This is a genomic window from Acinetobacter sp. LipI_15 (genome assembly GCF_058242865.1).
On sequence record NZ_JBZAYN010000001.1, the window covers coordinates 913,567 to 931,645 of the forward strand.

18 protein-coding genes, 4 tRNA genes and 1 riboswitch are annotated in these 18,079 nt (G+C 41.5%); of the genes, 7 read left to right on the forward strand and 15 right to left on the reverse strand.

Annotated elements, in window-relative coordinates; genetic code table 11:
- Positions 1-2 precede the first annotated feature (2 nt).
- On the reverse strand, positions 3-308 hold the full coding sequence (locus AC4CU0_RS04405; protein ID WP_087547287.1) for an IS630 transposase-related protein: 306 nt from the start codon (positions 306-308) through the stop codon (positions 3-5).
- A 100-nt stretch (positions 309-408) separates the two neighbouring features.
- Here AC4CU0_RS04405 and AC4CU0_RS04410 point away from each other — a divergent pair, with 100 nt between their 5' ends.
- Complete coding sequence (locus AC4CU0_RS04410) at positions 409-1,020, forward strand: LysE family translocator (protein WP_490742551.1); 612 nt, start codon at positions 409-411, stop codon at positions 1,018-1,020.
- An 86-nt stretch (positions 1,021-1,106) separates the two neighbouring features.
- Here the strand turns inward: AC4CU0_RS04410 and ribB are convergent, their stop codons facing one another.
- A complete protein-coding gene (ribB, locus tag AC4CU0_RS04415) occupies positions 1,107-1,766 on the reverse strand; it encodes a 3,4-dihydroxy-2-butanone-4-phosphate synthase (protein ID WP_490742552.1) in 660 nt (219 codons plus the stop codon).
- A 103-nt stretch (positions 1,767-1,869) separates the two neighbouring features.
- Positions 1,870-2,023: riboswitch (FMN riboswitch) on the reverse strand.
- 170 nt (positions 2,024-2,193) lie between these two features.
- Between ribB and AC4CU0_RS04420 the strand changes: the two genes are divergently transcribed.
- Together AC4CU0_RS04420 and AC4CU0_RS04425 are read left to right on the forward strand one after the other, a co-directional pair.
- Positions 2,194-4,035 (forward strand): DUF2157 domain-containing protein, encoded by a 1,842-nt coding sequence (locus AC4CU0_RS04420; RefSeq protein WP_490742553.1) that lies wholly within the window; start codon positions 2,194-2,196, stop codon positions 4,033-4,035.
- Positions 4,035-4,646, forward strand: coding sequence for a GDYXXLXY domain-containing protein (locus AC4CU0_RS04425; protein WP_490742554.1), 612 nt, complete (start codon positions 4,035-4,037; stop codon positions 4,644-4,646). The genes AC4CU0_RS04420 and AC4CU0_RS04425 overlap by 1 nt, the downstream gene beginning before the upstream one ends.
- Before the next feature lie 132 nt (positions 4,647-4,778).
- Here the strand turns inward: AC4CU0_RS04425 and panD are convergent, their stop codons facing one another.
- From panD to AC4CU0_RS04480, 11 genes are all read right to left on the reverse strand, one after another.
- Complete coding sequence (gene panD, locus AC4CU0_RS04430) at positions 4,779-5,159, reverse strand: aspartate 1-decarboxylase (protein ID WP_078191363.1); 381 nt, start codon at positions 5,157-5,159, stop codon at positions 4,779-4,781.
- Between the two features lie 150 nt (positions 5,160-5,309).
- Positions 5,310-5,885: an aminoacyl-tRNA hydrolase gene (gene pth, locus AC4CU0_RS04435; RefSeq protein WP_490742555.1), complete on the reverse strand. Its 576-nt coding sequence runs from the start codon at positions 5,883-5,885 to the stop codon at positions 5,310-5,312.
- Positions 5,886-5,905: 20 nt separating this feature from the next.
- Positions 5,906-6,202 (reverse strand): 50S ribosomal protein L25, encoded by a 297-nt coding sequence (gene rplY, locus AC4CU0_RS04440; RefSeq protein ID WP_168378105.1) that lies wholly within the window; start codon positions 6,200-6,202, stop codon positions 5,906-5,908.
- A 98-nt stretch (positions 6,203-6,300) separates the two neighbouring features.
- Entirely contained in the window at positions 6,301-7,254 is a 954-nt protein-coding gene (locus tag AC4CU0_RS04445; RefSeq protein ID WP_078191360.1) for a ribose-phosphate pyrophosphokinase, read from the reverse strand.
- 37 nt (positions 7,255-7,291) lie between these two features.
- A tRNA-Gln gene (locus AC4CU0_RS04450) sits at positions 7,292-7,366 on the reverse strand.
- A 91-nt stretch (positions 7,367-7,457) separates the two neighbouring features.
- A tRNA-Gln gene (locus AC4CU0_RS04455) sits at positions 7,458-7,532 on the reverse strand.
- A gap of 28 nt (positions 7,533-7,560) precedes the next feature.
- Positions 7,561-7,635: transfer RNA gene (locus AC4CU0_RS04460), tRNA-Gln, on the reverse strand.
- 38 nt (positions 7,636-7,673) lie between these two features.
- Positions 7,674-7,748 (reverse strand) — tRNA-Gln (locus tag AC4CU0_RS04465).
- A gap of 3 nt (positions 7,749-7,751) precedes the next feature.
- Positions 7,752-8,591 (reverse strand): 4-(cytidine 5'-diphospho)-2-C-methyl-D-erythritol kinase, encoded by an 840-nt coding sequence (gene ispE, locus AC4CU0_RS04470; protein WP_490743460.1) that lies wholly within the window; start codon positions 8,589-8,591, stop codon positions 7,752-7,754.
- Between the two features lie 28 nt (positions 8,592-8,619).
- Positions 8,620-9,198, reverse strand: coding sequence for a lipoprotein insertase outer membrane protein LolB (lolB, locus tag AC4CU0_RS04475; protein ID WP_490742556.1), 579 nt, complete (start codon positions 9,196-9,198; stop codon positions 8,620-8,622).
- Between the two features lie 9 nt (positions 9,199-9,207).
- Complete coding sequence (locus tag AC4CU0_RS04480) at positions 9,208-10,920, reverse strand: tetratricopeptide repeat protein (protein WP_490742557.1); 1,713 nt, start codon at positions 10,918-10,920, stop codon at positions 9,208-9,210.
- Between the two features lie 78 nt (positions 10,921-10,998).
- Between AC4CU0_RS04480 and hemA the strand changes: the two genes are divergently transcribed.
- Entirely contained in the window at positions 10,999-12,282 is a 1,284-nt protein-coding gene (gene hemA / locus AC4CU0_RS04485; RefSeq protein ID WP_490742558.1) for a glutamyl-tRNA reductase, read from the forward strand.
- Between the two features lie 55 nt (positions 12,283-12,337).
- Here the strand turns inward: hemA and AC4CU0_RS04490 are convergent, their stop codons facing one another.
- Positions 12,338-14,266, reverse strand: coding sequence for a DNA primase (locus tag AC4CU0_RS04490; RefSeq protein ID WP_490742559.1), 1,929 nt, complete (start codon positions 14,264-14,266; stop codon positions 12,338-12,340).
- A gap of 211 nt (positions 14,267-14,477) precedes the next feature.
- Positions 14,478-15,470, reverse strand: a complete 993-nt coding sequence (locus AC4CU0_RS04495; protein ID WP_490742560.1) for an outer membrane protein assembly factor BamD — start codon at positions 15,468-15,470, stop codon at positions 14,478-14,480.
- A 71-nt stretch (positions 15,471-15,541) separates the two neighbouring features.
- Between AC4CU0_RS04495 and rluD the strand changes: the two genes are divergently transcribed.
- The 3 genes from rluD to AC4CU0_RS04510 are packed head-to-tail and all read left to right on the forward strand — an operon-like array spanning position 15,542 to position 17,971.
- Entirely contained in the window at positions 15,542-16,594 is a 1,053-nt protein-coding gene (gene rluD, locus AC4CU0_RS04500) for a 23S rRNA pseudouridine(1911/1915/1917) synthase RluD (RefSeq protein ID WP_078192173.1), read from the forward strand.
- A 44-nt stretch (positions 16,595-16,638) separates the two neighbouring features.
- Positions 16,639-17,379: a peptidoglycan editing factor PgeF gene (gene pgeF / locus AC4CU0_RS04505; RefSeq protein WP_490742561.1), complete on the forward strand. Its 741-nt coding sequence runs from the start codon at positions 16,639-16,641 to the stop codon at positions 17,377-17,379.
- Positions 17,380-17,419: 40 nt separating this feature from the next.
- Entirely contained in the window at positions 17,420-17,971 is a 552-nt protein-coding gene (locus AC4CU0_RS04510; RefSeq protein WP_078192171.1) for a flavodoxin family protein, read from the forward strand.
- The last annotated feature ends 108 nt before the right edge of the window (positions 17,972-18,079 follow it).

Consider the following 18,079-nt stretch of genomic DNA (forward strand, 5'->3'; position numbering starts at 1 on the left):
CTTTAACGTCTTTTTTTACGCGATATTCCTGCGGCATGTAATGCATTAAATACCGCATGAGTGCTTACTCCTAAACGTTCAGCTCGCTCATACTGATAATCATCAGGATATTGTTCAACATCCTTCAATATTTGCTCTCTGCTAATTTTAGCTGGACGGCCAGGAATAGGTTTGTTTGTAGTGGACTTTTTCCAGTTCTGAATCGTTTGTATACAGATGTTAAAATGCTGTGCTGCTTTTCGCACAGACATTTCATCTCGAATCATAATTTCTATGACTTTGTCTTTAAAATCTTTTGAATATCCCATATCTCTATTGTTCTATAGTTTTTAGGATTTGGCTATAAGTCCTCTTTTTTTATTTATGAAATTTATCGTGATGTAAAAAAATAAGTAAAGGAATCTCAGCGTGAATTATTCGGAGTACTTTTTATATTGTGTGGCAGTCATCGTGATGATTGCAACACCTGGACCTGTCATGCTGTTGGTCGCAAGTTCAGGTTTACAAGGCGGATATAAAAAGGCATTTCAAACCATTGTCGGGACAAATTTTGCGTCACTGATTTTGATTGTGCTGTCAGTGTGTATTTTAAAAGGCATTTTAAATGTTAATGTGCATTGGCTCGATGGCATTAAAATACTGGGTTGTTTATATATTGCTTATATTGGTTTTGATATTTTAAAAGAAGTAACTATACAGCCCACTGCACAATCTCTGCAGTTAAAAGCAGCACAAGGGGGCTTTAAGAAAGGATTGATCGTGGGGATTTCAAATCCTAAGGATATTATTTTTTTCGCATCATTTTTTCCGCAGTTTGTAGGAATTACTCCTCATCTTAATCTGAGTTTAATTGTGTTGACCCTGAGTTGGATCGTTTTAGATTTCGCAACCTTGTCTTTGGTGTATTTGTCTTTTCATCGATTGTCGAAATCTCGCTGGTATAAAAAATTGTTGACCCTGTGTGGGGTGATTTTAATGGTAGTTGCCATCTACGGGATCTATAGCATATTCACGGTTTAATTCTTAATTTGAAATATGCAGTAAAAAATAAAAAGGCTGATTCAGTCAGCCTTTTTATGAACGTGTAGAGCTTTAATTAATTCGCACTAGAGATTGTGCTGTAAACGATATTGCACAATTTCTTCAATGGTGAGTACAGTCAAGTGATGGGTTTGTGCATACGCTAAAACTTGTACGCCATTCGCCATTGTGCCGTCTGGGTTGGTTAATTCACACAAAACACCTGCAGGTTTTAAACCGGCCAGACGTGCCAAATCAATAGTCCCTTCAGTATGTCCGCGACGGGTCAATACGCCGCCTTCACGCGCACGTAAAGGAAAAACATGACCCGGACGGTTTAAGTCAGCAGCAACAGCACCATCTTTAATTGCGGCTTTGACTGTAGTTGTTCGGTCTTTTGCAGAAACTCCAGTAGTAACACCTTCCGCAGCTTCAATGGTGACAGTAAAGGCAGTTTTAAAATGGCTAGAGTTATCAGACACCATGGGTGGAAGTTCTAAATGATTAGCCTGAGCATCGGTTAAACACAGGCAGACAACCCCTGAACCGTCACGAATCATACGTGCCATGGTTTCTACAGTCAGTGTTTCTGCAGCAACAATCAGGTCGGCTTCATTTTCACGGTCAAAATCGTCCATGACTAAAACAGGCTTGCCATGACGAATGTCTTCTAAGGCTTGCAGCATGCGCTGTTCTGCAGGTGGAAGGGCAGAAAAGAAAATTTCGGGTTGAATTAAACTAGACATTGAAACGCTCGCGTAAATTTTAGATACGGTTGAACATTTCAGGACATGTGAAATAGTGGCGTTACGATATATATTGAAAATGATCAATGATATAGAGATGTGACGTCGTCTTCTTTCATCCGGACTATACCGTCGGCTCAGGTATTGCACCTGATCTGCGAATCGCGTTTAAACGATTGGCTCGTGGGCTTTTTGCAGGGCTTTCAACCCAGCAAATTTACCACCGGTGGGGAATTTCACCCCGCCCTGAAGCGATGTGTCTTGAGTATAGACCTGTTTGTGTGGTGATGGGGAATTATTGCGTAGAATCATTTGCAAAATTTTAGATAAGTAAAGTTATAAGATTGGATTTGTAAGCATTTTTATAAAGTGTGCCAAAGCATGCTATCGTGCCGATAAATCAACCATGATTGCATAATGATAAAAAATGACGCTTCCTCAGCATTCTCAGCAGCAGAATATAAAGCTGCATCGTTCACAGTTAGATCAAGAGTTTTCAACAGATCTGTTCCAAGATGTACAGGTCATTCGGTATCTGCAAGTGATCGGTGTTGCACTGATAGCAGCCAGTTTCATGTATTTGATCGCGGCAAACTGGCTGATGTTACCCAAATTTATTCAATTGGCAATTCCAATGTTGCTGTTGGTACTGAGTGCTGTGACGAGTGTATATTTTGTAAGGCATGCTTGGATTCAGCAAAGCTTAGATGCTTTAAGTGCTTTGTTGCTCGGATTAAGTTTAGCTGTGATTGGGCAGGTCTATCAAACAGGAGCAGACAGTTATCTGTTATTTTTGGTCTGGGCTTTGCTGCTTTTACCTTGGTTATCTCGACCGAATATTGGAGTCTTTGCGTTACTGTGTTTGATCAGTCAATTGGCATTATTTTTATATTTTAAACAAAGCTATTTAATCGTTGATCATTCATGGTGGTATTTACTCTGCATGAATGTATTGACCGCAATATGTGTGACCTTGTGTTTGAAATATTATGCTGCACTGCGCTTTGTATTTGTTGCATTTATTACACTAATGTCGATGTATTGCATGTTTTTATACTGCGGAAATGGGGCAGAGCAGTATCAATGGCAATATTTAATTTTTGCATTGTTGCTTCCAATTTATCTGGTTATCTATTTTTATCGACAACATCGTGCATTAGAAACCAGTTTACAAGCTGCAGGTCTCGCCGCGAGTTTCAGTATTTTGATTTTCCAATGGGCAGAACATATTTTATCTGACTCGAGTGCAGGATTGTTGGTTTTTGCCTTGCTGATATTTGCTTGGTTTGCGGTGATCAGTTGGGCACTGATGAAATTTCTGCCACAGACTAAATTTGCGGTTATTCCTTTAGCGATTGGGGCATGGTTCGCAGGCATTATTTTATCGAGCTTATTGCTGACCTATTGGAAGGCGTTTTCAATCGTCATGGGCTTAGTTTTTGTGGCTGTGGCTTGGTGGTTGATTCGACGAGCTAAAAGTATCTTTAGTCGCCAATTTGCTTACTGCTTATGGGTATGTGGCCAATCTGCGGTCTTCATACATACAGAGAGCTTGACCGATAGCATTGGGTTTATTTTAGTATTACAAATTGGCGTTATCTTGCTCTGTTTGTTTAGTCGAATGCATTGGTTTATTGTTTTTATTCAACTCATTGCAGGATATGGCCTTGCAGTGGCCACACTATTTGATGCCGATCTTTTTATGAGCGATGAACATGTCATCTTAGCTGTGATTGGATTGAATTATATTCTACTGATTTTCTTGCTCGGGAGTGCAACAGCTTGGTTGCACTCGATGTATCGAAAAAGTGTTGTGTTGTGGATGTTATGCATCGTATTGGCGGGTGTGGTGTTGCAGACCTTGTCAAATAACGTTCTACATTTTGAACAGACCCAACATGGTGTTCTTGACCTGTTTATCGTTTATCTACTGCCTGTGGTTTGGCTTGGCCTTTACATCGCAAATCAGCAAAAACAGGTGGGGAGCGAAAAATGGCTGTTACTGCTATTGGGCCTTGTGCTGATTGCGATGGGCTATTTTGAAATTTTCTTGTTATTGGTTTTATTGGCATGGGCGCAGGTCTATCAGCAATCTTTGGTTAAAGCCTTGAGCATCTTGTTGATCATTTTTAGCTTATGGATGCTGTATTACAATTTGGGTCTGAGTTTTTTATTGAAAAGTTTAACGATTTTGATTTCTGGTCTATTGTTGCTTGGTATCACCAAGATGTTATCTGCGATACAGCTTAAACAAGGGGGAGATGTGTGATGACCATACTTAATAAAAAAATACTTCCTATTGGTTTGGCTGTACTCAGTATTCTTATATTCGTACTGATGATTGCACGTCATGAATGGCATTTGGCAAACAGTCAGAGTATTTATGTAAAGCTGCAACCTGTCGATCCGCGCTCTTTAATTCAAGGGGATTATATGGCCTTGAATTATCAGCTCTATTTTGGTGGTCAGCCATCAAAAGAGCAATCTGCCAATGGGCAGGCTGCCAAAGCAAATACAGAAGAAAATGTACACCGTGACTATTTTGTCGATCAAAAAAGTATTGTGAGTTATGTGCAGCTTGATGCACAGCGTAGAGTGATTCGAACCAGTTTCAACCCAGAGTTGTTAGCGCAGTATCCAAGCTCATCCACAAAACTGGTGCTCAAAAATCCTGACAATAGATTTGAGGGTTTATATCCCGCTGCGAGCAGCTTTTTATTTGCTGAAGGTTTGGAACCGTGCTATCGCGATGCGCAATATGCAGAGCTAAAGGTACAAGAAAATGGTCAGCCTTTGTTGGTGGGGTTGGTCGGAGAGCATTTACAGCCCTTTGATTGTAAACAAAACCAAGCATGGTGGAAGGGCCCGAGAGCAGGGTAGACAAATTGAGCTGTTGAGTTGTATGTAGTGATATGCGTCTAATACTGAATTTTCGTAGTCAATAATGCATAGTTCAGCCATAAAAAAGCCCGCAAATTTTGCGGGCTTTTTAGAATTTTTTAAATGCTTGAATTAAGCAACCTGAACTGGAATACAGTTCGCTGTGTGGTTCACTGTGTTGTTTGGGTTCGCATAGACTAAGCGTGGCTTATGTGCATTTGCTTCGGCTTCTGTGAAATCGCCAAAAGTTGCGATAATCAACAAGTCGCCAATATCTGCTTGGTGAGCAGCACCGCCATTTACAGAGATAATGCCAGAACCTTCTTCACCACGAATGGCATAAGTGGTAAAACGCTTACCATTAGTCACGTTCCACATATGAATTTCTTCATATTCACGGATACCGGCTAAATCTAGAAGAATACCGTCAATTGCACAAGAACCTTCATAATGTAATTCTGCTTGTGTAACGACGCAACGGTGGATTTTAGCTTTTAATAAACGAGATAGCATGGCTAGCGTCTCCTTGGTAGACCTAAGATCGTATCTTATGGTGGAACAATCTCTTGAATGCTGGGTGAGCAGTCAAATGCAAGCGCATTTTGCTCTGAAATCATTCAGATGGCAATAAGTATTGTTCAATAATTTGTGGAATTGTCAGTTCTATTTGTAAGCATTGATCTGGTTCATGGCTTGCTGAATCTCACCACTTACCAACAATTTAGTACGTGATAAGGCATGTGCAATTGCATCATCCATTAAACCTTGTTCACTACTTGGTGCTTTACCTAAAACATGGCTTGAGACACGTTCTTTAGAACCAGGATGACCAATACCAATACGTAAACGATGGAAATTTGGACCAATATGCGGGACGATATCGCGTAAACCATTATGACCACCATGACCACCGCCCGTTTTCAGGCGAATGACACCCGGGTTCATATCGAGTTCATCGTGTGCGATAAGCATTGCTTCAGGAGCAATTTGATAGAATTTGGCGAAGGGAACAACACTTTGACCTGAGAGGTTCATAAAGGTTGTGGGTAACAGCAGACGAACGTCTTGACCTTCGATATTACCACGACCACTGATGCCTTTATATTTAGGATCAGCTTTAAGTTGGATGCCATATTGTTCTGCAAGGCGTTCTACAAACCAGAAGCCTGCATTATGGCGGGTTTGGGCATACTCAGAACCTGGGTTACCCAAACCAACAATCAGTGAAAGTTTGCTCACTCATTTACACCATTTAACACTTATGCGCGTTTGAAGTCAGCGTGCATAGGAGTGTTTTTAGCTGGGTGACGTTGTAAAGCTTGGATTTTAACGCTTTCAGCTTTACCGTCGATGTTGATTTCAACAACTTCTTCAAAGAACGCGTTGCTTTCTAAAGCTTTAACAAGTTCGCGAAGTTCTAAAGTAACTGCTACAGGTTCAGCTGCACCACCGTAGATGATTGCTGGTACTTTATTTTGAAGACGAAGGCGGCGGCTCGAACCTTTCCCTTGTACTGCTTCTTCACGTGCTACTGCATTTAATACGAAGTTTGCCATGATAGACATTCCTATTTAAGTTTAATTGACTAGACCTTCGACCAGTCTAGTGATAGAAAGCCCCACCAAAAGGCAGGGCTTTTAAATTTAGCGCTATATTATAGATAAGAATCGAACATTGCGCTAATAGATTCTTCGTTGTTAATACGACGAATTGTTTCAGCAACCATACTTGCAACTGAAACTTGGCGAATCTTACCAAGAGCTTGAGCTTCTTCTGAAAGCGGAATGGTGTCTGTTACAACCAATTCGTCAATCACAGAGTTTTTCAAGTTTTCTAAAGCTTTACCAGAAAGTACTGGGTGAGTTGCGTAAGCAACAACTTTGCGAGCACCAAAAGTTTTTAGTGCGTCAGCAGCTTTACACAATGTACCTGCTGTATCCACCATATCATCAACGATGACACAGTCACGGCCTTTAACGTCACCGATCAAGTGCATTACTTGAGATTCATTCGCTTTTTGACGGCGTTTGTCGATGATCGCAAGATCGATATCACCCATTTGCTTAGCTACAGCACGCGCACGTACTACACCACCAACGTCAGGAGAAACAACCATTAAGTTGTCGTGTGACTGTTGACGAAGATCTGCTAAAAGCGCAGGAGTACCGTAGATGTTGTCTACAGGAATATCGAAGAAACCTTGGATTTGGTCAGCATGAAGGTCGATCATGACAACGCGGTCAATACCAACAGTTGTGAGCATATCTGCAACAACTTTTGCTGTAATTGGCACGCGGCTTGAACGTGGACGACGGTCTTGACGAGCATAACCAAAATAAGGAATGACAGCAGTGATACGACCAGCACTTGCTCGACGCAAAGCATCAGCCATAACTAAGATTTCCATAAGGTTATCGTTAGTTGGAGCACAAGTTGGTTGTACGATGAATACGTCTTTACCACGAACATTTTCAGTAATTTCGACAGCGATTTCACCGTCAGAAAATTGACCTACAGATGCAGCACCTAGAGGGATGTGAAGGTGGCTAACGACTTTTTGGGCGAATTGTGGATGTGCAGATCCACTAAAAACGACAAGATTGGGCATGAAGCACCCTTGGCGGTTGGCAAATTGGAGAATTAGATGGCAGGGGCGGCTGGATTCGAACCAACGGATGCCGAGATCAAAACCCGGTGCCTTACCACTTGGCGACGCCCCTAATGCGGCAGAACTTTAATATTTTTACGGTATTTTGTCAAGTTGAAACAACAAAGATACTGCAAATTATGCTCTGTCTTTTTTGAAGTAAATGGCAGGGGCGGCTGGATTCGAACCAACGGATGCCGAGATCAAAACCCGGTGCCTTACCACTTGGCGACGCCCCTAAATTGATGAAATAGCGAATAAAGTAAATGGCAGGGGCGGCTGGATTCGAACCAACGGATGCCGAGATCAAAACCCGGTGCCTTACCACTTGGCGACGCCCCTAATACTTTACAGCAATTACATCTACAGGTGAAAAATGATGGCAGGGGCGGCTGGATTCGAACCAACGGATGCCGAGATCAAAACCCGGTGCCTTACCACTTGGCGACGCCCCTATATCAAACCTCAAAATGACGTAATGGTGATTCTTGCAAACTGCGAACCAAGTAAGATTTACATGGTGCATTTTTCAATATGTCATCAATATTCATATTTTCAGTCACTTCAGTAAATACACAAGCACCTGTACCTGTAAGCTTTGCTGTACCGAACTGATCTAAGTACCGCATTGCTTCATCGACTTCGAGATATAAGCTTCGTGCCACAGGCTCAAAGTTATTTCCAAAATCAGATGGCGTTTCCTGATAGCCGCAAAATTTAGTGGGCTTTGAGTCTCTTGTCAACGTTTTTTGTGAAAAAAGCAGTTGAGTGCTGATAAAACAGTCAGGTTTTAACACAATGTACTGTTTTTGAGCTAAATCTATGAATGTTAAGTGTTCACCGATGCCTTCTGCCCATGCATTTAGACCATGTACAAACACTGGAACATCTGCCCCAAGTTGTAAGCCGAACTCTGCAAGTTGTTCGGTATTTAGACCGCATTTCCATAGTTGATTAAGCACGATTAGGGTGGTGGCTGCATTGGATGAACCACCGCCGAGCCCTGCACCCATCGGAATATTTTTTTCAATGTGGATTTTTTGTGCAGTCAGTGCTTTAGCAAACGGTTTGAGTATTTGAGCAGCACGATAAATTAAATTTTGCTCTAGATTGACGCTGTTTAAGCCCTCAATTTGAATAAAATATTCATCAGCAGAATTTGCAAGTGGGTGAAATTCCATCCAATCAGATAAATCGATGAGCTGAAAAATCGTCTGTAATTCGTGATATCCATTTGGACGTCGGCCAGTAATGTGCAAAAACAAATTGAGTTTTGCAGGAGAAGGTACACGAATCATGGAAGTCATAGTTCAGCTTTTAGGCAAATTAACGATTTTGAATCACCATTGTAATACGGTTTTCCTGACCGGATTCAAGTGCTTGTTTTAAAATTAACTTGTTCGGTACCGTCGCAGTCTCGTTATAACTGAGTTCAACGGTCCAACCATCTTCAATAATCTGTTGTGGGCGCTGCGCAGTATCGCGTTGAATTTTTGCTTGTGTGGTTGCAGGGCGCGCCTGTACCCAGTCGATGAGGTGGGTAATGGGAGCTTGCCAACCGGTAGCACGTTCGAGTAATTCTTCTGGTGTTTCTGCTTCAATCAAACCGGTTTTTGCACTATTGAGTTGAACTTGACCGGGTTTACCGTTGATTTGAGTTTTTCCAACACCTAATATGCCACTCAGTTCGATATCATATTCATTGCGGTCTTGAACCCAAGTAAAAAAAGCACTTCCTGACTGTTGTGGCGTGCGCACACCAATCTTACCTTGTAAGTTGAATTGATTTGCAGCGACCTCTTCAGGGCTAGGTTGAGCGGGTGTTTTAACATATTGCTGACAACCGGTAAAAAATAAAGCGCAGCAGGTCAGGGCAGATACCCCAAATTTTGAAGATACTTGCATAAAGTCTTTCTAACTCTTTTTCATGGGTTGGGGTAACAATAACGAATGTAGTTGCTCTAATTGCGGATCATTCGGATGTTTTTGTTGGAGTTGTTGTAACAACGCGTCAAACTTATTCATATCACCTTGCATGAAGACTGATCGTGCGTAGCGAATGCCAATTTTTAAACTATTACTCAGTTCATACGCTTTGGCCAAAACAGATGCAGATGTACTAAAATCATTTTGCAAATAACAAATATAACCGAACGTATCTAAAATTGAGGCTTGCTCAGGAGCATATTCTAAGGCATGTTCGACGTATTTTCGGGCTTCATCTAAGCGTCTATTTTGTACCGCCAAGGTATAGGCATATGCATTTAAATAGGTCGGGCTATTGGGTTCAATTTCAAGTAATTGTTTTAGTAATTGGTCGAGTCTATCTTTATCTTGATGGGCGTCGAGCAGTAGAACTTCGGCATAAATGAGCTCAGGATCTTCGGGCAAGTTTTTTACCGCTTCATCAAGCAAACGAACTGCTGCTTTTTTATTGTTCATGCGTTTTAAAATATCTGCCTGAGCAAGATATAAAAAACTGGCATGTTGAGGATAATTAACCCGCTCTTGGGTTAAAAAGCGCAGTGCATCATGCAGCTTATTTTGCTGGCTAAAAATGCTGACCATATTGCGACGTGAAACCGTATAAAGACTGCCATCAACAAGGCGATAATAGGCTTTTGCCGTTTCATAATGCTGTTTGCGTTCAGCATTTACTGCGAGATAGTAATACGCTTCATTTTGGTATTTGCTCGAATAACGTAACTCCACCAAATACTTTTCGGCTTTTTCATAAAGCTCTAAGTCAATACTGGTCAAACCTGCCATAAATAGCGGTTCTTCAGCAGATGGCCATTTCTTTAGTATACCTTCGAGTTTTTCTAGACCTAATTCTGACTGATTGATTTTAATTAAATATTTTGCTTCTGCTAAGCGAACTTCCATATTGTTGCGGTGTTTACGGCTGGATTTTTCGAACCATTTTAAGGTTTCTTCTTCATCACCTAACGATATAAGTAAATTGGCTTTCATTAAGATATAGCCAGTCACTTTCGGGCGTTTTTTCAGTGCTAAATTAATGGTGTCTAAGGCATCAGCAAAGGCACCATTTTGAGCTTGTAAACCTGCGACTAAGACCAAAATAGAAGGGTTGGTTTTTTCCTTGCTAGCGGTCAGTGCTTGAATCAGATAAGCGCGATCTTCCTCTGATTCAGGGGAAATACCCGCCAAAATTTGTTCTAAATCTGCATTTGGGTCAATGGTTAAAATTTTATCAAGTGTTTCGGCGGCAAGCTCATATTCATGGGCTTTCAAAGCAATATGTGATAAATAAAATAATGCTGGTACATCTTCAGGTTCTTGCACAACCCAATGTGTAGCAATATCTAAGGCTGCTTGTAAATCATTTTGCTCAATAGCAACGTTTAAAGCACGCTGTTTGACCATGGTGGATTTACTTTTGATTGCAAGCACGGTGTAATTATGAAGCGCGGTTGGGATGTCGTTATAAGCTAAGGCAAATTCTGCAATCATACTTTGTTTAATTGCATCATATCCTGAATTTGCATGGTAAACTTCTCCCACGGCCCGAATTGGGGCAGTAGAAGCCATGCTACCAACAAGTAAGAATGTGGTAGAATACTGCTTTATTGTCTGGCCGTTCAGTCGGCTATTTGTTAGACGCAATTTTTCTTGATCCAAGTAATGCTTTTTATGACGCCGATAATGCACAATAGCATAAATTTAGCGAAATGATGATCTGATATGTCTTTCTTTGCATTGGGTGTCAACCATCAAACCGCCTCTGTAGAACTGCGCGAACAGATTGCATTTAACCCTGAAAAGTTAACAGCGCTGCTTGAACAGCAAAGCCATGCACCTGAACTTAATGACATGGTGGTGGTGTCTACATGTAATCGTACTGAGGTCTATGCGATGTCTGAAAATGCAGACATGGTATTGAATTGGCTTGCCCAATCAAATGGTATTGATGTAAAGCAATTGTCAAATCATGTGTATCGTTATGAAAATGCACAGGCGGTGACACACCTCATGCGTGTGGCTAGCGGCTTGGATTCGCTCATGCTTGGTGAGCCTCAAATCTTAGGTCAAGTTAAAACGGCTTTGTCCTTAGCCAAAGATGCCGAAACTGTCTCCCCAAATTTAAACCGTATTTTTGAATATGCCTTTTATGCGGCAAAACGAGTGCGTTCTGAAACAGCCGTAGGAAGTCATGCGGTGTCGATGGGCTATGCCGTTGCTCAGCTAGCTTTACAGGTTTTTAGTCAGCCTGAAAAATTGACGGTCATGATTGTTGCTGCTGGTGAAATGAATAGCTTGGTTGCGAAGCATTTGGCCGAAATGGGTGTGGGTAGAATTATTATCTGTAACCGTACACGTGCTCGTGCCGAAGCTTTATCGCAAGAGATTGCTCATCGTGTAGAAGTTGAAATAATTGATTTTGCAGATTTGGCAGACAATTTACATCGCGCAGATGTAATTTCAAGTTGTACTGGAAGCTTGCATCAAGTGATTTATTTTGCGGATGTCAAAGCAGCATTGAAAAAACGCCGTTATAAACAAATGTTGTTGGTCGATTTGGCGGTACCCCGTGATATTGAAGCCAAAGTTGAAAGTTTAGATGGTGTTTATTTATATGGTGTAGATGATCTGCAAACAGTCATAGAAGAAAACTTGGCTCAGCGTCGTCAGGCGGCAGTTGAAGCCGAAGTGATGGTTAATCAGCTTGCGACAGATTTAATCACACAGCAAAAAGTGAATTTGGCTGGCTCGACAATTCATGCATACCGTGAACATGGTGAGTCATTGCGTCAAGAAGAACTGGCTTTAGCCCTGAATCGTCTACAAAAGGGCGAAGATGCTGCGAAGATTATGCAAGAAATGTCGCATCGTTTAACCCAAAAGCTGTTGCATCCAACCTCTATCGTGCTGCGCAATGCTGCGATGGCGGAAAATCCTGCTTATTTTGAAATGTTAGAACAAGATTTAGTTAATGTTGCTGAAAATCGCCGTAAACCAAAGAAATAAATAAGCTGATTCATTGAATAGCATGTCGTTCACAGCTTGAACTTGAAGTTAAAACTTAATCTTCAAGGAGCGTGAGCGATCTTTTTTTATCAATATCATAAATACGTTGTTTTAAATTACGCATTTCAGCAAGGCTAGAAAACTTATTCGACTTGATCTTGAGTTGTAAGAATTGATATTGCAATTTTGTCGATAAATCTGCTGCAAGTTTATCTGCCTGTTCAGGTGATGACGTATAGTCACTGATATTGGCATGCTCTAAAATATGTTGTAATTCATGATGATGCGCTGCACATGCACCGAGTACATAATAGGTCGATAACTCTGGGTCATCAGGCAATTCATCAAAAATCACATTGAAAATATTTAAAACGTGATAAAGCAAGAGATCTTGTGAAACTAAGGCGCGTAAAGGCTCAAAATGAATGTAGAGATAAGGATGATTGATTAAAATCGCAATCACATATTCTTCGGCATCAATTTTTGTACTAAAGCTCAATGATGCATCATTATTGACTTGAGGCTGCCACTTTCGGCTAAACCCTAATTTTTCACGGAAATATTGCTGTAGCAAATAACGATATGAACCACCTTTCGGCAACAGTTCAGTCAGTTGTCTCAGTTCGCCCATCACCTGACTTTTACCTTCAGGCGAAGCAACATTATGATTTTGCGTTAAATGTGCAAAAACAAACTCAGAAAGTAGCGGTGAGGTGTCCAGTAAACGTCGAAAATTTTCAATACCTTCACGGCGGATCAGTGAATCTGGGTCGTGGTCATTTGGCAAAACAAAGAATTTAAGTTCACGTCCATCATTCAGTAATGGCAGTGCAATTTCGAGCGTACGACGAGCTGCTTTTTGACCTGCGGCATCACCATCAAATGCAATGGTAATACGGCTATTTTGCTTAAATAAAATGTTTAAATGTTCAGTATTACTGGCAGTCCCTAAAGTCGCTACAGCGCCATGAATGCCATATTGCTGTAGGGCAATGACATCCATATAACCTTCGACCATTAACCAATCTTGGGCTTTTTGTTTACGGCCTTCATATAAACCATAAAGTAACTGATTTTTATGGAAAACTTCGGAGTCTGGAGAGTTGATGTACTTCGGTTTGATTTCATCATTTAGGGCACGACCACCAAAACCGACCACACGACCTTTCGCATCTCGAATCGGGAAAATCACCCGCTCACGCAGTAAGTCAAAGTCACGACCACTATCACTGGTGCGAATCAAACCGAGGAGTTTGAGTCCTTCGATATCTTGTGGAAAGGCTTTTTCCAGATGTTGCCAATCTTCGGGGGCATAGCCTAAACGCCAATAGGCAATGGTGTCTGCACTGAGACCCCGTTGTTTAAAATAAGCTTGCCCAATTGGACTGAGCGGCAGTTGTTGCTCATAAAACTGTGCGACATTTTCCAGCAAGTCATATAAGTTTCCGTCTTGCGGCACATCTTCAAAACCATTGGCAACTTGGTCAAAGTGAGCAAACGGATCGTTCCCATAAAAGGCATCTTCGTTATTTTGAAACTCAGCAAATGGGTCGTGTTCGAAATTTACTGCAGCAGGATTTGTATCGGTTTCGCCTGTTTTGGGCGGCAGAGCTTTTGCTTCGATTGCAGGTTTTTGTACAGGTTTGGGTTTAGATTCGCGTTTATATTTGAGTTTATTGGAATCGTTATTGTCTTTCGGTAGTTCAATACCTGTTTGGCTTGATAAATCCTTCATCACTTCTATGAAGTTACGGCTACCAATATCCATTAAAAAACGGATGGCATTACCATTGGCCTGACAACCAAAGCAGTGAAAATATTGTTTATCACGATAGACATGGAAAGATGGCGATTTTTCCTGATGGAATGGGCAGCATCCGGAGTAGGTGCGTCCAGTCTTTTTCAATTTCACAAATTGACCAATCACATCGACAATATCGGTGCGATCTAAAATTTGATCAATTGTATGTTGAGGAATGGCCATGCTGTTTTATCTGTCTATCTATTGAATTTGGGCAGTTCGTGAAATATGTTGAAATCAGCAATGCTGTAAGTTCAGTGGGGATGCCGTACAGCATCGTCCATCGAACTATTGTATACCTTTTAATCTAACCGAATCTGTAGATCCTGAAAAGATAAAAGGGCAAGTATTCTAACTTGCCCTTTGTGAAAAATCGACCTTCGTTGCGACTATATTATTCAGCTGCTTCGGCCGATTGTGTTTTTTCATCTTTTGGACGATCGAGTAAGCCAAAGCTTAAACGATTAGTTAAACTACGTTTTTCTTCATCAGTTTCAACCGCGTCTGTAGAGGTTTGCTCAGACATCGTTTGTGCTTCTTTACCGAAAATACCTAAGGTTGCACGGTTAAGGAAGCTGCCTTCACTACGTGCAGCACGCATATTGACTGTACCGTCTGACTTCACAAGTTTTGGATAGTTCAGTTTAAGTACTTCAATGTATTGCTGAGACGTGGTTTTATCACCAAGTTTGTCATAACCATAGGCTACAGTCGCTAGAGCTTCTGGAACTTGTGGCGCTTGCGGATAATGTTCGATCACCCAAAGTGAACGTTCAACAGCAGCTAACCATGCTTTACGCTTCACATTAAAACGTGCCGCATTCATTTCGCTTTCAGCCAATTCTTGACTGATGAACTTCATACGTTGTGCGGCATCGACTGCATATTCGCTCGATGGGTAGCGACGGATAAAGTCGACAAAGTTTTGATAAGCCACTTTGAGATAGCTCACATCACGATGCGATTGCTTTAAAGAAGTATAGCGAAGCAAACCATTGTAGTTTTGCTCCATGTTTGAAACACCACGCACGTAGTACGCATAATCAACTTGCGGATGCTGTGGGTTCATACGAATAAAACGGTCTGCAAGTGCAATCGCACCTTCATAGTCTTTTTGCTGAAACTTTACATACAATAGTTCAAGTTGTGCTTGCTGCGCATAGTTACCTGTAGGGTAGTAGGTCTCTAGAGCTTCAAGGTGTTTTGCTGCATCTGTATATTGGTTACGTTCAAGCGCTTTTTGTGCTTTTTCGATATAAATCTGTTCGCTTGATTGTGGACCTGTGTCGACCACTTCTTTCTTTGGATTACTGCTACAGCCTACCATTGCCGATGCAATGCCTATTGTTAGAGCAAGCATTGTCATTTTATATTTTGGTAGCGACATAAAAATTCCTCTGTTAATACGGGCAATGAGCTACAATTGAACTATTAAACCACTTTTGTCTGAATGAGCAAATGAGTCAAGCACAATCTTCCAATTCTAATTTCCCTGAAACTGATTTCAATTTACTTGAAGATTCTGAGGATGCAGATAACCATACTTCAGACTCAACTGCAACACGTTTATCGTTGCAATTTCAATTGGATGAAAGCTATTTAGGACAACGTATTGATCAGGTTTCAGCACTGGTTTGGACTGATTTTTCTCGTGAAAAGCTAAAACAGTGGCTCAAAGAGGGCCATTTGTTGGTCAATGGTAACACTGTGAAACCAAAGTACAAATGCGAAGGCACAGAGTTACTGACTTTAGACGTCGAGTTAGAGGCACAAACCCGTAGCTTACCTGAAGATATTCCACTCAATATTGTCTATGAAGATGACGATATTATGGTGATTAATAAACCTGTCGGTATGGTTGTTCATCCAGGCGCTGGAAACAGTACAGGCACATTGGTGAATGCAATTTTGCATCACTACCCAAAATCTTCAGAGTTGACCCGTGCAGGTTTGGTGCATCGTATCGATAAAGATACTTCAGGTCTGTTGGTTGTTGCGAAAAACCTCGAATCCCAATTTTCTTTAAGTAAGCAATTGGCGAAGAAATCGGTTTACCGTATTTACGATTTGATCGTATATGGCAACATTATTGCTGGCGGTACAGTCGATGAACCAATTAAGCGTCATCCTGTCGATCGCATCAAAATGGCTGTCTTGCCGGGCGGTAAAGATGCGGTGACTCACTATAATGTGAAAGAACGTTTCCAAAACTTTACCCGCGTTCAAGCACGTCTAGAAACGGGTCGTACCCATCAAATTCGTGTGCATTTTACTTATATCGGTCATGGTCTTGTGGGCGATCAAGTGTATGTACCACGTGTACGTATGCCTGCAGGCGCGTCGGTGTTATTAGATGACACTTTACGTGGCTTTAAACGTCAGGCTTTACATGCGGTTAAATTGGGTCTCGTTCATCCACGTACAGGTGAAGACATGATGTTTGAAGCACCATGGCCTGAAGACTTTAATCAATTGGTTGAAGTATTACGTAGCGAAAACAAAGCGTATTAAGTTTTAACCTGATTTACACGCCATAGATAGAAAAGGACGGCAACATGCAATTTGTTCAGGGACTTCCACAGGGTGTTTTTGTGGGACAAACTCGAGTTCATCATGATCAGACGCAACCTGCTGAACAACCCGAACTGGCAGGATTCAATCTGGCATTGCATGTGGGAGATGATGCAGTGCGTGTGCAAAAGCACCGGATGCAATTGCTCAAAGACTTTGCTGAATATGGCGTGAATAAAATCAGTTGGATGAACCAAACCCACAGTACGTTATGCCATCGCATTGATGAACAGATCAACTTTGTTGCACCTGAAGGCGATGGCATGGTCACGCAGTCTAAACATCATGCCCTGATGATGATGACCGCAGACTGCTTACCCGTGGTTTTGGGTAATGCTGACGGGACAGAAGTTGCCAATCTGCATGCAGGTTGGAAGGGCCTGGCTAATGGTATTGTGGAAAACACCATTGCAGCCATGCACACTCAGCCAACATGGGCGTGGTTGGGGGCAGCCATTTGCCAAGAGAATTTTGAAATTGGCGCAGAAGTCAAAGCTGCCTTTTGTGCCAAATACCCAGAACTTGAAAGTGCATTTAAAGCTGGTGTAAGGGAAGGCAAATATTATGCTGATCTTTATGCGATAGCGCGTTATATTCTTGCATTACATGGGGTTAAAGCCGTAACAGGTGGCGACCAATGTACCTTTTTGCAAGCTGAAGAATATTTTTCTTATCGCCGCGAAGCGAAAACAGGACGTATGGCAACATTCGTCTTTATGCTTTGAAAATGCTAAACTTGACTGAATCTATCGACTTTTAAATGTTATGTCTTTGACTGCTAAATCTCTTGCTGTTGTTTACCACAGCCCCTATGGGCACACTGCCAAAGTGGCGAATTTCATTGTACAAGGTGCAGAAAAAGCCGGTGTAAAAGTCCATCTCATGAATGTAGAGCATGTGGATTGGGATGAATTGGACAGTGCAGATGCCATCGTTTTTGGATGCCCAACCTATATGGGCAGTATGAGTGCGGCAATGAAATTATTCATGGAGCAATCATCTAAACGCTGGTTAGCACGGACATGGCAAGGCAAGTTAGCCGCTGGTTTTACCAATGGTGGCGGCTTAAGTGGAGATAAATTGGCAGTATTGCAGCAAATCAATTTATTCGCCATGCAGCACGGTATGTTGTGGAGTGGTCTTCCATTGATGCCAACTGGACGAAGCACAACAGATTTAAATCGGATGTCGAGCTTTTTAGGTTTAATGACACAATCGGATAATGCGCCTGTTGAAGTCACGCCACCTGCGGGTGATTTAGAAACCGCCATTTGGTTTGGTGAATATTTGGGGCTGTTGTTAAATAAAGTTAATTAATTTGTAAATAAATCGTTTGAACTATCATTTATAAATCTTTGAAAACCCTAGTGATGGAAATGTTACTGGGGTTTTTAATGGCCTGAAATTTGTGAAAATTGGCATTTT

Bases quoted from the DNA above. Each gene is read 5' to 3' on its own strand.
- AC4CU0_RS04420 (WP_490742553.1), top strand. From the start codon at position 2,194: ATGACGCTTCCTCAGCATTCTCAGCAGCAGAATATAAAGCTGCATCGT.
- rplY (WP_168378105.1), bottom strand. From the start codon at position 6,202: ATGGCAAACTTCGTATTAAATGCAGTAGCACGTGAAGAAGCAGTACAA.
- AC4CU0_RS04445 (WP_078191360.1), bottom strand. From the start codon at position 7,254: ATGCCCAATCTTGTCGTTTTTAGTGGATCTGCACATCCACAATTCGCC.
- panD (WP_078191363.1), bottom strand. From the start codon at position 5,159: ATGCTATCTCGTTTATTAAAAGCTAAAATCCACCGTTGCGTCGTTACA.
- pgeF (WP_490742561.1), top strand. From the start codon at position 16,639: ATGCAATTTGTTCAGGGACTTCCACAGGGTGTTTTTGTGGGACAAACT.
- AC4CU0_RS04490 (WP_490742559.1), bottom strand. From the start codon at position 14,266: ATGGCCATTCCTCAACATACAATTGATCAAATTTTAGATCGCACCGAT.
- AC4CU0_RS04510 (WP_078192171.1), top strand. From the start codon at position 17,420: ATGTCTTTGACTGCTAAATCTCTTGCTGTTGTTTACCACAGCCCCTAT.
- ispE (WP_490743460.1), bottom strand. From the start codon at position 8,591: ATGATTCGTGTACCTTCTCCTGCAAAACTCAATTTGTTTTTGCACATT.
- hemA (WP_490742558.1), top strand. From the start codon at position 10,999: ATGTCTTTCTTTGCATTGGGTGTCAACCATCAAACCGCCTCTGTAGAA.
- rluD (WP_078192173.1), top strand. From the start codon at position 15,542: ATGAGTCAAGCACAATCTTCCAATTCTAATTTCCCTGAAACTGATTTC.
- ribB (WP_490742552.1), bottom strand. From the start codon at position 1,766: ATGTCTAGTTTAATTCAACCCGAAATTTTCTTTTCTGCCCTTCCACCT.
- AC4CU0_RS04405 (WP_087547287.1), bottom strand. From the start codon at position 308: ATGGGATATTCAAAAGATTTTAAAGACAAAGTCATAGAAATTATGATT.
- lolB (WP_490742556.1), bottom strand. From the start codon at position 9,198: ATGCAAGTATCTTCAAAATTTGGGGTATCTGCCCTGACCTGCTGCGCT.
- AC4CU0_RS04425 (WP_490742554.1), top strand. From the start codon at position 4,035: ATGACCATACTTAATAAAAAAATACTTCCTATTGGTTTGGCTGTACTC.
- AC4CU0_RS04495 (WP_490742560.1), bottom strand. From the start codon at position 15,470: ATGTCGCTACCAAAATATAAAATGACAATGCTTGCTCTAACAATAGGC.